This window comes from Enterobacter cloacae complex sp. IR5418 (assembly GCF_049238105.1).
GTDB lineage: Bacteria > Pseudomonadota > Gammaproteobacteria > Enterobacterales > Enterobacteriaceae > Enterobacter > Enterobacter hormaechei.
Genome location: NZ_JBMKHS010000032.1, coordinates 1 through 14,158 on the forward strand (window position 1 = coordinate 1; position 14,158 = coordinate 14,158).

Below are 14,158 nucleotides of genomic sequence, written 5' to 3' on the forward strand. Positions count from 1 at the left end.
GATACTAATGAACCGTGAGGCTTAACCTTACAACGCCGAAGATGTTTTGGCGAAGAGACGAAATTTTCAGCCTGATACAGATAACAGAATTTGCCTGGCGGCTTTAGCGCGGTGGTCCCACCTGACCCCATGCCGAACTCAGAAGTGAAACGCCGTAGCGCCGATGGTAGTGTGGGGTCTCCCCATGTGAGAGTAGGGAACTGCCAGGCATCAAACAAGTGAAGAGGCCATCCGGAAGGATGGCCTTTTTGCGTTTTTATACCCCTGAATTTTGCAGGCCGGGTAAGGCGAAGCCGCCACCCGGCGAGTCACAGCGCACTCCACGTCACAATAAACTCTGCAATCCCCTCCACATCATTCAAATCCAGAACCGGTACTTCCAGCGTCAACGCAACGTCACTGGCCACGGCAATCACATGTTCATCCAGCGTTAACTCACTTACGTCATGCCCGGCATCGCTTCTGAACAGCAGGATCTTCGCAACAGCTTCATGCTTAAATCCCTCAACCAGTATCAGATCCAGCGTGGAGTGATCCATCCGGCTGACAAGATAAGCGAGATCCAGCGGTGCTTCATCCGGTGTTTCGGTCATTAACGCCCAGCGCTGGTTACTCGCCACCATCGTTTGTGCAGCGCCAGCCTTACGCAGCTCATAGCTATCTTTCCCGGGCTTATCGACATCCATGTTATGGTGCGTATGCTTAATCAATCCGGGACGAATACCTTTGACGCAAAGCGCAGGTATCAATTTTTTTAGCAGCGTAGTCTTCCCGGTGCCACTCCAGGCAGAGATCGCTAAAACGGGTATCATTTCTTCACCTGCATCATCTTTAAATCTTCCGTGGTGTTCACATTCACAAATGCTGATTTCATGTCGCTGAAATCAACGGAATGACCTCCTGACTGGCGCATAAAAACCATTACGCGTCGCTCTCCTGCGGCCAGGTAATCTTCCAGTGCGGGTATTAACGAGCGATTCATCAATGCGATAGTCGGATGGTCGCGTTCACCGTCGTGTACCCAGACGACGGGAGCACCATCGCGCCGCTGCACCAGACGTTCAACCAGACAGGACGGGATGAAGGGCGTATCACATGAACAAAAGAGAAACCACTCTCCGTGCGACTGCTGCATAACGGAAAGCATTCCCGCAAGCGGGCCAGGGTAGTCCACCAGGTTATCCTGATAAACCGGATACCCGCTGCGCTGATAAATATCAATATGCCGGTTAGCGCTGATCGCCATCGACGACACCTGATTTGCCAGCGTATCAGCAACATGCTGCCACAAGGGGGTATTGTTCAGGAGCTGAAGACCCTTATCCTTTCCGCCCATTCGCGTTGCCCTGCCCCCGGCCAGAACGACCCCGATGATTTCCTGGCATTGATTCACGAATATCGCCTCTTTTATTGTGGGATTGACCCTGCTAACGTGTCTCTCTAAATGAAAGGAGCACTACCATGAAATGTAAACGTCTTAATGAAGTCATTGAGCTTCTCCAGCCGGCCTGGCAAAAAGAGCCAGAGCTGAATCTGATGCAATTTTTACAGAAACTGGCGAAAGAGTCAGGTTTTGATGGCGAACTGGCAGACCTTTCTGACGACATCCTGATCTACCACCTCAAAATGCGTGATTCGGCTAAAGATGCTGTAATTCCTGGGATTCAGAAAGACTATGAGGAAGATTTTAAAACCGCATTACTGCGCGCCCGAGGCGTAATTAAAGAGTAAAAGCTTGTAAGCGGAGCCACCGAAATCGCCACAAGATGATATCCTGAATCATTCGTATAATTTCCGGATGATCGGATGAACGACCAGGCTTTTACTTTCAAGACATTACACCCGGATACCATTATGGATGCGCTGTTCGAGCAGGGTATTCGGGTGGATTCCGGGTTAACCCCTTTAAACAGCTACGAAAACCGCGTCTATCAATTTCAGGACGAAGAGCGCCAGCGCTTTGTCGTAAAGTTTTACCGTCCACAGCGCTGGTCCGCAGAACAAATTCAGGAAGAACATCAGTTTGCCCACGATCTGCTGGATGACGATGTTCCCGTTGCGGCACCGCTCAAATTCAATAACCAGACGCTGCTGACCCATCAGGGCTTTTATTACGCAGTATTTCCGAGCCTGGGCGGAAGACAGTTTGAGGCGGATAATATCGATCAGATGGAATGGGTTGCCCGCTATCTGGGGCGCATTCATCAGACCGGACGTAAAAAAACATTTGTTGCCCGTCCGACGATTGGTGTTCAGGAATATCTTATTGAGCCGCGCCAGGTATTCGACACATCGTCGCTGATCCCGAATGCGCTAAAGGGTCATTTCCTCACAGCGACCGATAAGCTTATTGATGCTGTAAAAGCCTGCTGGCGTGATGATATTACTGCTCTACGCCTGCACGGTGACTGCCACGCCGGGAATATTCTCTGGCGCGACGGGCCGCTATTTGTCGATCTTGATGATGCTCGTATGGGACCCGCGGTGCAGGATCTGTGGATGCTGCTCAACGGTGATAAAGCCGAGCAGCGCATGCAGCTTGAGACCATAATTGAAGCTTATGAAGAATTTAGCCCCTTTAATTCAGACGAAATTGCCTTGATAGAGCCTTTACGTGCGATGCGTTTTGTTTATTATCTCGCGTGGTTAATCAGGCGTTGGGAAGACCCGGCTTTTCCCCGAAATTTCCCCTGGCTTACCGGGGAGGATTACTGGCGCAACCAGATATCCACATTTACCGAGCAGGTTAAGGTTCTACAGGAACCCCCTTTGCAATTAACGCCGATGTATTAATTGGACACACCCAGGAGAGAGTTAATCATGAAAAAAATTTGGCTGGCGCTGGCTGGTATGATTCTGGCATTTAGCGCAACTGCTGCGCAGTTTACCGACGGCAAGCAGTACATCACGCTGGACAAGCCTGTTGCTGGCGAGCCTCAGGTGCTGGAGTTCTTCTCCTTCTACTGCCCGCATTGCTACGAGTTTGAGCAGGTACTTCATGTTTCTGACAACGTGAAGAAAAAGCTGCCGGAAGGCACTAAAATGACGAAATACCACGTTGAGTTCCTTGGCCCACTGGGTAAAGATCTGACTCAGGCATGGGCGGTTGCGATTGCGCTGGGTGTGGAAGATAAGGTCACCGCGCCTATGTTTGAAGCCGTACAGAAAACCCAGACCGTACAAACCACGGCAGATATCCGTAAAGTGTTCGTGGATGCCGGTGTGAAAGGTGAAGACTACGACGCGGCCTGGAACAGTTTTGTGGTGAAATCTCTCGTGGCACAGCAGGAAAAAGCTGCCGCTGACTTCCAGTTGCAGGGCGTGCCGGCGATGTATGTTAACGGCAAATACCAGGTGAATACGCGTGGTATGGACACGACCAGCATGGATATCTTCGTACAACAGTACGCTGATACCGTGAAATACCTGGTTGAGAAAAAGTAACAAACATAAAGAAAAACGCCGGTCACTGACCGGCGTTTTTGTATGAAGATTTTACCTGCGCTATCTGTTCGTCTTTCTCTTTCCAGAGTGTATTAAGCCAAAGCTGGAAACGACGTTTGAAGTTTTTATCGTTCACGTAATCCCCGTGCAGTTCAGTGTTGACGGCGACCAGATCAACGCGGACAACGATACGCGTCAGCTTGCCGCTGAGCATGTCGTAGAACGGCGTCCTGTCGTTTTCCGGATAGCAGAGCGTTACGTTCAGCAATTTATCGAACTGCTCACCCAGCACGTTGAGCGCCATTGCGATGCCCGCAGCCTTTGGCGGCAACAGATTCTGATAGGGAGAGCGAGTCTGCTGACGCTTCTCTTCGGTAAAGCGTGATCCTTCGACGAAGTTAACAATGGTGGTGGGATGCGCGCGAAACTTCTCGCAGGAACGGCGCGTGGTTTCCACGTCCTTACCGCGGCGTTCCGGATGACGAAGCAAATAGCTGCGTGAATAGCGTTTCATAAACGGCATATCCAGCGCCCAGCAGGCCAGACCAATGAAAGGCACCCAGGCCAGCTGCTGTTTCAGAAAGTATTTGTTCATCGGAATGTGTTTGCGAAACAGCACACACAATACAACGATGTCGGCCCAGCTGTGATGATTGCAAATCAGCAGATACCAGTTCTTTTTGTTCAGCTTTTCCAGACCCTGAACATCCCACTTCAGCCAGGGGTTCAGATGCAACAGGATCGCCAGCCCTTCACACCAGCAGTACATCATAAAATTACAAAAAGCAGATACCGCACGCCATACCGGAGGGACAGGCAGCAGGAGCTTAATTATTCCGGCAATGATGATTGGCACAGAACAGGCGATGGTAACCAGGATAGTTAAAATGACGCTTAACAATAATGTTATCGCAGCGAGTATTCTCGACATGATGAATTTTTTCAGATAGTTAGCTGTAATTGAGCAGCCGGCTATCCGGTGCTGGGCGCCGATCTTATCAGAAATTCGCTTAGACCAGGGCGCTTTCACGCGAAGAGGCTTCCGGCCTTTACTGCCAGGCAGCCAATTTTTCTATATAGACAGAGTGCTTAAGTCTTATATCCACATAGACTAAATAACCATCAGTAAGGCATGATCTTTATTGATCTAATGTTAATACATTGATTTTGTTTGATAATTAAGTTTCGGGCATCAGTTTTATCGAACTCTTATTCACCTGTATTAAAAATATGCACAAACTTATCCACAGTTTTGTTTTGCGAGCGATCTTCCCGATCGCAAAATCTTTTTCTGTATAAAGCGCTAAAACCTGATGTTTTCATCCTTCTGTGGCATCCTTTACCCATAAATTCATAAAAGGCACGGACATTATGGTTCAGATCCCAGAAAACCCACTTATACTCGTCGATGGCTCTTCTTACCTGTATCGGGCGTATCATGCGTTTCCTCCTCTGACCAACAGCGCAGGGGAACCTACCGGCGCAATGTACGGCGTGCTGAATATGCTGCGCAGCCTGATTCTGCAATACCACCCAACTCATGCGGCCGTGGTGTTTGATGCGAAGGGTAAAACCTTCCGTGATGAATTATTTGAGCATTACAAATCACACCGTCCTCCGATGCCTGACGATCTGCGTGCGCAGATTGAACCACTGCACGCTATGGTGAAAGCGATGGGGCTGCCCCTGCTGGCGGTCTCAGGTGTTGAAGCTGACGACGTAATAGGTACGCTGGCGCGCGAAGCGGAAAAAGCAGGCCGCCCGGTCTTGATCAGTACCGGTGATAAAGACATGGCGCAGCTGGTCACGCCTGGGATCACGCTGATCAACACCATGACCAACACCATTCTTGGCCCGGAAGAAGTGGTCGCCAAATATGGCGTGCCGCCAGAACTCATTATTGATTTCCTCGCCCTGATGGGCGATTCCTCGGACAATATTCCTGGCGTGCCGGGCGTGGGCGAAAAAACAGCTCAGGCGCTGCTGCAAGGGCTGGGCGGGCTGGATACGCTGTATGCTGAGTCCGACAAAATTGCCGGTCTTACCTTCCGTGGCGCAAAAACCATGGCCGGAAAGCTTGCCGATAACAAAGAGGTGGCTTATCTCTCCTACCAGTTGGCCACCATCAAAACTGACGTAGAGCTGGAACTTACCTGCGAGCAGCTGGAAGTGCAGGAACCTGCCGCCGACGAACTGCTTGGCCTGTTCAGAAAATACGAATTTAAACGCTGGACTGCGGATGTTGAAGCTGGCAAATGGCTTCAGGCGAAAGGGGCAAAACCTGCGGCGAAGCCGAAAGAGACCATCGTTGTCGATGCTGAAGAGCAGACTGAAGAAGAAGCAACAGCGCTCTCCTTCGACAACTATGAAACCGTCCTTGAGGAATCACAGCTTGTCGCCTGGATTGAAAAGCTGAAAAAAGCGCCAGTATTTGCTTTCGATACCGAAACGGACAGCCTCGATAACATTTCTGCCAATATGGTGGGCCTGTCATTTGCGACGGAGCCGGGTGTTGCAGCCTATGTTCCGGTAGCTCATGACTATCTGGATGCGCCAGAGCAAATCTCTCGCGAGCGTGCCTTAGAACTGCTGAAGCCGATTCTGGAAGACGAGAAAGCGCTGAAGGTCGGGCAAAACCTGAAGTACGACCGCGGTATTTTGCAAAACTACGGCATTGAGCTGCGTGGTATCGCCTTTGACACCATGCTGGAATCTTACATTCTGGACAGCGTGGCGGGCCGCCATGATATGGATTCCTTATCCGATCGTTGGCTGAAACACAAAACCATCACCTTTGAAGAAATTGCCGGTAAGGGCAAAAATCAGCTGACCTTTAACCAGATTGCGCTGGAAGAAGCAGGCCGCTACGCCGCGGAAGACGCTGACGTCACGCTACAACTGCATCTCAAAATGTGGCCGAAATTGCAGAAGCACGAAGGGCCGCTGAATGTGTTCCAGAACATTGAGATGCCGCTGGTGCCTGTGCTGTCCCGCATTGAGCGCAACGGCGTTAAAATCGACCCAACGGTGCTGCATAACCACTCTGGCGAGCTGGCGCAGCGTCTGACCGAGCTTGAACAGAAAGCGCATGAGCTTGCTGGCGAGGCATTTAACCTGTCGTCACCGAAACAGCTGCAAACCATCCTGTTTGAAAAACAGGGTATCAAGCCGCTGAAGAAAACCCCGGGCGGTGCCCCTTCAACGTCTGAAGAGGTGCTGGAAGAGCTGGCGCTGGACTACCCGCTGCCTAAAGTTATTCTGCAATACCGTGGTCTGGCTAAGCTGAAATCGACCTATACCGACAAACTGCCGCTGATGATCAACCCGAAAACGGGCCGCGTACACACCTCTTATCACCAGGCAGTGGCGGCGACCGGGCGACTTTCGTCAACCGATCCCAACCTTCAGAACATTCCGGTACGTAATGAAGAGGGCCGCCGTATTCGCCAGGCTTTTATTGCGCCAGAGGATTACCTGATTGTCTCCGCGGACTACTCGCAAATCGAACTGCGCATTATGGCGCACCTGTCGCGCGACCAGGGCCTGCTGACGGCATTTGCCGAAGGGAAGGACATCCACCGGGCTACCGCTGCCGAAGTGTTTGGGCTGCCGCTGGAAAGCGTGACAAACGAACAGCGTCGTAGCGCAAAAGCGATCAACTTCGGTCTGATTTACGGCATGAGTGCCTTTGGCCTCTCACGCCAGCTCAACATTCCGCGTAAAGAGTCGCAGAAGTATATGGATCTCTACTTCGAGCGGTATCCGGGCGTGCTGGAATATATGGAGCGGACCCGTGCGCAGGCGAAAGAGAAAGGCTACGTTGAAACGCTGGATGGCCGTCGTCTCTACCTTCCGGATATCAAATCCAGCAACGCCGCGCGCCGCGCGGGTGCAGAACGTGCTGCGATCAACGCCCCGATGCAGGGCACGGCGGCAGACATCATTAAACGCGCAATGATCGCCGTTGATGCCTGGCTGGAAAAAGAGAAACCGCGCGTGAAAATGATCATGCAGGTACACGATGAACTGGTCTTTGAAGTTCATAAAGACGATCTGGAGACGGTCTCCGGGAAGATCCACGAACTGATGGAAAACAGCATGAAGCTGGACGTACCGTTGCTGGTGGAAGTCGGTAGCGGCGAAAACTGGGATCAGGCTCACTAAGGGTTATCGGAATAACGCTCGTTTTATGTAAGTAAGCAACATAAGTACGCGCTTTTTGTGACGATCATTAGAATTCCCTATGTAAAGAATGAAAAAAAACTACAAAAAGTGCTTTGTCCAGCGATAAAAAAAGAGTAGAGTTAACGACGTAGGGTACAGAGGTAAGATGTTCTATCTTTCAGACCTTTTACTTCACGTAATCGGATTTGGCTGAATATTTTAGCCGCCCCAGTCAGTAATGACTGGGGCGTTTTTTATTGCGGCAAAGAAAATTTCAGGCAAAAAAAAGCGCGGTCATCACCGCGCCTGTTGTTATTCTGCTTCCGCTTCTGTCGCCGGTTCCAGATCGTTAAACCAGCTGTCCAGCTTCTGTCGCAGTTTATCCACGCCCTGTTTTTTCAGCGAGGAGAACGGTTCGACCTGCACATCACCGTTGAATGCCAGCACCGCTTCACGCACCTTGTTCACCTGCGCCTTGCGCGCGCCGCTCGCCAGCTTATCCGCTTTTGTCAGCAGTACCAGCACCGCAATATCGCTTGCCACCGCCCAGTCAATCATCTGTTGATCGAGATCTTTCAGCGGATGACGAATATCCATCAGCACCACCAGACCTTTCAGACACATGCGTTTTTCCAGGTATTCTCCCAGCGCACGCTGCCATTTGATCTTCATCTCTTCCGGCACCTGCGCGTAACCGTAGCCCGGTAAATCGACCAGGCGTTTGCCTTCAGCCACTTCAAACAGGTTAATCAGCTGGGTACGGCCAGGTGTTTTTGAGGTACGCGCCAGGTTTTTCTGATTGGTCAGCGTATTCAGGGCGCTGGATTTTCCCGCATTGGAGCGGCCAGCAAATGCCACTTCAATCCCTGTGTCTGAGGGCAAGTGGCGAATATCGGGCGCACTGGTGACAAAATGCGTCTGTTGGTAGTTCCAGGTAGTCACGTGGTCGTCTCCAAAAATCGTAATCTGCGGGGGATTATACCTGAATGCGGGCAAAAGGCTTTTCCCATCGTCATTGACATGTAAGTGAAAACCCTACTGAGTGTGAGAGATCTGCCCTTATGTGTATGAGAAATTTAAGAGAAATCGCAGGCGCGAAAAAACTCAAAATATTAAAATTCAATGAGTTAATAATGAGTAATTATCTGAAAATTCGGTTTTGTACCTTGTCATTGCTTGTTAGTTTAAGGGAACAAGGTAAAGTATGTGCCAGGGCGAGGATGCCAACAGGATAACGACTTAAGGATAAGGGTCAGGAGCGCCAGGAGGCGAAGACTCAGGATTGTCAGGACGACCGGCGCCTGGAGGCGTATTTAACAGGAAACGGAACCGTATCACGGACGGTAGTAGCCAAGGGATTAACAGGGTTTGTTGTAGGCAAACAGGGAATGTCTGACCCGCTAAGGGTTGTGAGTCAGGAAAAAAGGCGACAGATTGCTCTGTCGCCTTTTTTCTTTGCTTGCTTTCTGCTAGATTTCGCCGCAATTCTATACTGAAGAAAACGACTTAAAGATAAAACATCATGAAAAAACCGACCTCCGCAGCGGGCGCGAAACGCCCTGCAAAAGCACGCCGCAAAACGCGCGAAGAATTGAACCAGGAAGCGCGCGATCGTAAACGCGATAAAAAACATCGTGGCCATGCTTCGGGTAGCCGTGCTAACGGTGGCGGTGCCGCAGGCGCTTCTGCAAAAGACAAACAGCAGAAAGATCCTCGTATCGGCAGTAAAACTCCCATTCCACTGGGCGTGACAGACACGCCGGTCACTAAGCAGCACAAACCAAAGAGCGAGAAACCTATGCTTTCACCGCAGGCTGAGCTGGATATGCTGGAGAACGATGAGCGCCTGGACGCGCTGCTGGAACGTCTTGAAGAGGGCGAGACCCTGACCGCTGAAGAGCAGTCCTGGGTGGACGCCAAACTGGACCGCATTGATGAACTGATGCAGAAGCTGGGTCTGTCCTACGATGATGAAGAAGACGAAGAGGAAGACGAAAAGCAGGAAGATATGATGCGTCTGCTGAAAGGTGGAAACTAACATTTGCACCCGGCAGGTACACTCGTCCTGCTTATAACCCTTCCGGTTATATGTTATCTGGTGTGGTTATTCGTTAAACTACGGCGGTTGTCGCGGCGACAGAAGTGGCTGCGCACCCGAATGATGGCCCGTAACGGGACCAGAACGGGCCGCCGTATACGAACGCGACACCAACGGAAGGAGTGAGCATGTCTGTACCATCTATCGACTGGGATTTGGCCCTGATCCAGAAATATAACTATTCCGGGCCGCGTTATACCTCATACCCCACCGCGCTGGAGTTCTCTGATGCTTTCGGCGAGGCGGATTTTCAGCAAGCTGTGGCGCGCTATCCCGAGCGCCCGCTGTCGCTCTACGTCCATATTCCGTTCTGCCACAAGCTCTGCTACTTCTGCGGCTGCAATAAAATCGTTACCCGCCAGCAGCATAAAGCCGATCAATACCTCGATGCGCTAGAGCAGGAAATTCTGCACCGCGCACCGCTGTTTAAAGGGCGCCACGTCAGCCAGCTTCACTGGGGCGGCGGTACGCCAACCTACCTGAATAAAGCGCAGATCAGCCGTCTGATGGCGCTGCTGCGCGGCAATTTCAGATTTAACGACGACGCCGAAATTTCGATCGAGGTCGATCCGCGTGAAATCGAACTGGATGTGCTGGATCATTTACGCGCCGAAGGCTTCAATCGTCTGAGTATGGGCGTGCAGGACTTCAACAAAGAAGTACAGCGCCTGGTAAACCGTGAGCAGGACGAAGCGTTTATCTTTGCCTTACTCAACCACGCGCGTGATATCGGCTTTACGTCGACCAATATCGACCTGATTTACGGCCTGCCAAAGCAGACGCCGGAGAGCTTCGCCTTCACGCTGAAGCGCGTGGCTGAACTCAACCCGGACCGTCTGAGCGTCTTTAACTATGCGCACCTGCCGACGCTGTTCGCCGCTCAGCGCAAAATCAAAGATGCGGATCTGCCTTCCGCCCAGCAGAAGCTGGACATTTTGCAGGAGACCATCGCCTCGCTGACCGAAACCGGCTATCAGTTTATCGGGATGGATCACTTTGCCCGTCCGGACGATGAGCTGGCGATTGCCCAGCGTGACGGGGTCCTGCACCGTAATTTCCAGGGTTACACCACCCAGGGCGATACCGATCTGCTGGGGATGGGCGTCTCGGCGATCAGCATGATTGGCGACTGCTACGCGCAGAACCAGAAAGAGCTGAAGCTCTACTACCAGCAGGTTGATGAAACGGGTAACGCATTGTGGCGCGGTATCGCGCTAACCCGTGACGACTGCATCCGTCGCGATGTGATTAAGGCGCTTATCTGCAACTTCCGTCTCGATTTCAGCGACGTGGAAGCGCAATGGGATCTGCAATTCAGCGATTACTTTGCCGAAGACCTGAAGCTGATTGCACCGCTGGCGAAAGACGGGCTGGTGGATGTGTCGGAAAGCGCGATTGTCGTCACGCCGAAAGGGCGTCTGTTGATTCGTAATATCTGCATGTGCTTTGACGCCTATCTGCGTCAGAAAGCGCGTTTACAGCAGTTCTCGCGGGTGATTTAAGCTGTAATGCCGGGTGGCGGCTTTGCCTTACCCGGCCTACTTAAGTGCGAGATGTAGGCCGGGTAAGCGAAGCGCCACCCGGCTTTTCATCACCAGCTCGTTAGCTAAACAGCCCAACCAGCGCCGCACACAATACCGCCGCAACGGCAGTTTGTGGCGTGTGGCTTTCTGCTGCTCCGCTCGAAAGTAAAGTCACTAATGATTCCAGCATGATGCTCCCCCCAATTTCCGGGCACGATCATACAAAACTCATCGGAACAGTAAAGCGCAAAATAACGGCACCTTGCGCTCAATTAATAACCTTTACACAGCGGGGTACGATCACTCCATTCCCAGCTCTTTCAGCTTGCGCGTCAGGGTATTTCGACCCCATCCCAACAGGCGAGCCGCTTCCTGTTTGTGGCCCTGGGTATGACGAAGCGCGGTAGTTAATAACGTGCGCTCCATCTCAGGCTGCGCTTCGGAGAGCAGATTTTGATGACCGGAACGCAGCGCGCGATCTGCCCACTGGGCCAGCAGCGTCGCCCAGCTGTCCGGCAGCGCATGCCCGGCGGTGCTTTCGGGCACGGTGGCTTCAAACAGCTCGGCAGGGAGATCCTGAATCAACACCTCCTGTCCGGCAGCCATCACGGTCAGCCAGCGACAGGTGTTTTCCAGCTGACGCACGTTGCCCGGCCACGCCAGACGGGTGAGGGCGGCATCCGTTTCCGGATGAAGCTGCTTGGCTTCCACGCCCAGTTCGCGGGCCGCCACTTGCAGGAAATGGCGCGCCAGACGCGGGATATCTTCCCGACGCTCGCGCAGTGGCGGCAGGTGGACGCGGATCACGTTCAGGCGGTGGAATAAATCCTCACGGAATTTCCCCTCCTGCACACGCAGCTCCAGGTTCTGGTGCGTCGCGGCGATAATACGCACGTCCACCTTCACCGGCGCATACCCGCCCACGCGGTAAAACTGGCCATCTGCCAGCACGCGCAGCAGTCGGGTCTGCACATCCAGCGGCATATCGCCGATTTCATCCAGGAAAAGCGTCCCGCCGTCAGCCTGTTCAAAGCGTCCCTGACGAATGGTATTCGCGCCGGTAAACGCCCCTTTTTCATGGCCGAACAGCTCAGATTCAATCAAATCTTTGGGGATTGCCGCCATGTTCAGGGCGATAAAGGGCGCTTTCGCCCGTGGGCTGTGGCGATGCAGGGCGTGTGCGACCAGCTCTTTACCGGTCCCCGATTCACCGTTAATCAAGACGCTGATAGACGAGCGCGACAGACGCCCGATGATGCGAAACACGTCCTGCATGGCCGGCGCTTCACCGATGATGTCCGTCGTAGGCCCGAAATCCGGCGCGTGGCGGGGCTGCTGCTGCTCCTGATAGTGGCTGATGGCACGTTCGACCAGGGCAACGGCTTCGTCGATATCAAACGGTTTTGGCAGGTAATCAAACGCCCCCTGCTGGTATGCACTGACGGCGGCATCCAGGTCGGAGTGGGCGGTCATTATGATGACCGGAAGCATAGGGTGGCGCTGTTTGATCTGCTTTAAGAGCGCCAGTCCGTCCATGCCCGGCATGCGGATATCCGAGAGCAGAACGTCCGGCGTTTTGGTGGTGAGTGCGTCGAGCACCTCGCTGCCGCTCTCAAACGTCGTGCAGCTTAATCCCGCTCCTGTGAGCGCGCGTTCAAGCACCCAACGGATGGAGCTATCGTCATCGACTACCCAGACTATCCCTCGTTGCATAAACGTCACCTTTATTTTTTAATCGGCAGGAAAACCGAAAACTCGGTATGTCCCGGCCAACTGGTAAATTCAATTTTGCCGGAGTGTTGGTCAATCAAATTTCGGGCTATGGATAACCCCAGCCCGGTGCCGCCTTCGCGACCGCTGACCATCGGGTAGAACAGAGTGTCCTGGAGATGCGGCGGGATCCCCGGCCCGTTATCTTCCACATCAATACGTGCCGCCAGACGATAACGCACGCCGTGCAACGTCAGCTGGAACGCGGTGCGGGTACGCAGAATAATTTCGCCACCCTCCTGGCCCAGCGCCTGCAACGCGTTACGCACAATGTTCAACAGCACCTGTTCAATCTGGTCTGGATCGTGCGCCAGCTCCGGCAGGCTTGGGTCGTAGTCTCGCACCAGCGTGACGTTATCCGGCAGCTCCATCGAGACGAGTTTCACCACCCGCTCCGCGACCTTGTGAATGCTTTCTGAAACATGCATCCCCGGCTGCTGCGGCCCGAGCAGGCGATCGACCAGATTACGCAGACGGTCCGCCTGCTCAATAATGACGTTGGTATACTCCGCCAGGGCAGGGTCAGGCAGCGCTTTGGTCAAAAGCTGTGCCGCACCGCGTAAGCCGCCCAGCGGGTTTTTAATCTCATGGGCCAGCCCGCGCACCAGGTCACGCGCCGCAATCTGCTGTGCATGCTGAAGCTGCTCCTGGCTGAGACGTCGCTGGTTATCCATCGGCGCCATTTCCAGCAGAATCATGCCATCTGGCAGGCGCTGTGCGGTGAGGGACAAAATATGCGAGCGTCCGTCAATCACCAGCGTCACTTCGTTATCGGTGAAGCCCTGACCCGCCTGCAAACTCTCCTGCATCAGGCCAATATTCAGCGAGAAATAGCTCAACAGTTCCGGCAACGGCGTGCCAAACAGTTTACGGGCGCTTTGGGCGAGCAGCTGCTGCGCCGCCGGGTTGGCGTAATGCACCGCCAGCTCGTCGTCGACCAGCAAAATACTGTTAATCAAAGAATTGAGGATCTGCCCAGCATCGGGCAGCGTGCCAGTTGCCATTCAGCAGTCTCCTGGAGTCGTTGCACTATTTTAGTGCATTATAGCGTTTTAGAGGTAAAAAGCGCGTGAGATCAGGTTGTTGGTGGAGAAAAAAGCCCATCCGAAGATGGGCTAAAGTTTCCACGGCAACTACTCCCGACGCGTATGCGCCGGGT

The 14,158-nt window shown here is 52.9% G+C and carries 13 protein-coding genes and 1 rRNA gene; 7 read left to right on the plus strand and 7 right to left on the minus strand.

Features of this window, described 5'->3' with window-relative positions; genetic code table 11:
* Nucleotides 1–93: 93 nt before the first annotated feature.
* Nucleotides 94–209: ribosomal RNA gene (rrf, locus tag ACOTX7_RS19460) — 5S ribosomal RNA — on the plus strand.
* Between the two features lie 99 nt (nt 210–308).
* Here the strand turns inward: rrf and mobB are convergent.
* Together mobB and mobA are read right to left on the minus strand one after the other, a co-directional pair.
* Nucleotides 309–812 carry a molybdopterin-guanine dinucleotide biosynthesis protein MobB gene (gene mobB, locus ACOTX7_RS19465; RefSeq protein WP_221813660.1) on the minus strand — a complete coding sequence of 168 codons (504 nt, stop codon included), beginning with the start codon at nt 810–812 and terminating at the stop codon, nt 309–311.
* Nucleotides 809–1,393, minus strand: coding sequence for a molybdenum cofactor guanylyltransferase MobA (gene mobA, locus ACOTX7_RS19470; RefSeq protein ID WP_205922811.1), 585 nt, complete (start codon nt 1,391–1,393; stop codon nt 809–811). Before mobA ends, mobB begins: the two co-directional genes overlap by 4 nt.
* 68 nt (nt 1,394–1,461) lie before the next feature.
* Here mobA and ACOTX7_RS19475 point away from each other — a divergent pair, with 68 nt between their 5' ends.
* The 3 genes from ACOTX7_RS19475 to dsbA all read left to right on the plus strand — a co-directional run bounded on the left by ACOTX7_RS19475 (nt 1,462) and on the right by dsbA (nt 3,444).
* Nucleotides 1,462–1,731, plus strand: coding sequence for a YihD family protein (locus ACOTX7_RS19475; RefSeq protein WP_003861904.1), 270 nt, complete (start codon nt 1,462–1,464; stop codon nt 1,729–1,731).
* 75 nt (nt 1,732–1,806) lie between these two features.
* Nucleotides 1,807–2,793: a serine/threonine protein kinase gene (locus tag ACOTX7_RS19480; RefSeq protein WP_221256685.1), complete on the plus strand. Its 987-nt coding sequence runs from the start codon at nt 1,807–1,809 to the stop codon at nt 2,791–2,793.
* 27 nt (nt 2,794–2,820) lie between these two features.
* Nucleotides 2,821–3,444: a thiol:disulfide interchange protein DsbA gene (dsbA, locus tag ACOTX7_RS19485; protein WP_047354406.1), complete on the plus strand. Its 624-nt coding sequence runs from the start codon at nt 2,821–2,823 to the stop codon at nt 3,442–3,444.
* A 22-nt stretch (nt 3,445–3,466) separates the two neighbouring features.
* Here the strand turns inward: dsbA and ACOTX7_RS19490 are convergent, their stop codons facing one another.
* Nucleotides 3,467–4,375, minus strand: coding sequence for an acyltransferase (locus ACOTX7_RS19490; RefSeq protein ID WP_221256684.1), 909 nt, complete (start codon nt 4,373–4,375; stop codon nt 3,467–3,469).
* Nucleotides 4,376–4,815: 440 nt separating this feature from the next.
* Between ACOTX7_RS19490 and polA the strand changes: the two genes are divergently transcribed.
* Nucleotides 4,816–7,608: a DNA polymerase I gene (polA, locus tag ACOTX7_RS19495; protein ID WP_221256683.1), complete on the plus strand. Its 2,793-nt coding sequence runs from the start codon at nt 4,816–4,818 to the stop codon at nt 7,606–7,608.
* 312 nt (nt 7,609–7,920) lie between these two features.
* Here the strand turns inward: polA and yihA are convergent, their stop codons facing one another.
* A complete protein-coding gene (yihA, locus tag ACOTX7_RS19500) occupies nt 7,921–8,550 on the minus strand; it encodes a ribosome biogenesis GTP-binding protein YihA/YsxC (RefSeq protein ID WP_003861913.1) in 630 nt (209 codons plus the stop codon).
* Nucleotides 8,551–9,130: 580 nt separating this feature from the next.
* Here yihA and yihI point away from each other — a divergent pair.
* Both yihI and hemN read left to right on the plus strand, forming a co-directional pair.
* Nucleotides 9,131–9,646, plus strand: coding sequence for a Der GTPase-activating protein YihI (yihI, locus tag ACOTX7_RS19505; protein ID WP_221256682.1), 516 nt, complete (start codon nt 9,131–9,133; stop codon nt 9,644–9,646).
* A gap of 188 nt (nt 9,647–9,834) precedes the next feature.
* Nucleotides 9,835–11,208, plus strand: a complete 1,374-nt coding sequence (hemN, locus tag ACOTX7_RS19510; protein ID WP_039274654.1) for an oxygen-independent coproporphyrinogen III oxidase — start codon at nt 9,835–9,837, stop codon at nt 11,206–11,208.
* Between the two features lie 100 nt (nt 11,209–11,308).
* Here hemN and ACOTX7_RS19515 read toward each other — a convergent pair whose 3' ends face one another.
* From ACOTX7_RS19515 to glnL, 3 genes are all read right to left on the minus strand, one after another.
* Complete coding sequence (locus tag ACOTX7_RS19515) at nt 11,309–11,419, minus strand: YshB family small membrane protein (RefSeq protein WP_017382667.1); 111 nt, start codon at nt 11,417–11,419, stop codon at nt 11,309–11,311.
* A 110-nt stretch (nt 11,420–11,529) separates the two neighbouring features.
* Nucleotides 11,530–12,942, minus strand: coding sequence for a nitrogen regulation protein NR(I) (gene glnG, locus ACOTX7_RS19520; protein ID WP_003861919.1), 1,413 nt, complete (start codon nt 12,940–12,942; stop codon nt 11,530–11,532).
* 11 nt (nt 12,943–12,953) lie between these two features.
* Nucleotides 12,954–14,003: a nitrogen regulation protein NR(II) gene (gene glnL, locus ACOTX7_RS19525; RefSeq protein WP_006808727.1), complete on the minus strand. Its 1,050-nt coding sequence runs from the start codon at nt 14,001–14,003 to the stop codon at nt 12,954–12,956.
* Nucleotides 14,004–14,158: the final 155 nt, after the last annotated feature.